This is a genomic window from Priestia sp. SIMBA_032 (assembly GCF_046535215.1).
Classification (GTDB): Bacteria; Bacillota; Bacilli; order Bacillales; family Bacillaceae_H; genus Priestia; species Priestia aryabhattai.
In genome coordinates this window covers 1-293 of the sequence record NZ_JAWRXD010000427.1, presented here as the reverse complement: position 1 = coordinate 293, position 293 = coordinate 1, and the positions used below count along the sequence as shown (strand labels likewise).

Annotated in this window: 1 protein-coding gene; it reads left to right on the top strand. The window is 75.4% G+C overall.

The features are described from left to right. Window positions 1-293 (top strand): FAD-dependent oxidoreductase (locus SB717_RS35025; RefSeq protein ID WP_410907501.1); only part of this gene is annotated, 293 nt, incomplete at both ends.

The following is a 293-nucleotide window of genomic DNA, read 5'->3' as shown; positions in this document are numbered from 1 at the left end:
GGCCGCCGCGTGGTCGTGGTCGGTTCCGGCTGGATCGGGATGGAGGTCGCGGCCGCGGCGCGCGGCTACGGCAACGACGTGACCGTCGTCGGCCGTGCGCAGGTGCCGCTGCGCGAGGCGATCGGCCGCGAGCTCGGCGGCATGTTCGAGCGTCTGCACCGCGACAACGGCGTCGCCTTCCGCAACGACGCGACGGTGGTCGGGGTCGATGGGGGTGGCGAGCAGTTCGTCGTCCTCGCCACGGGGGAGCGCCTCCCGGCCGACGTGGTGGTCGCCGGAGTCGGCGCTGCGCC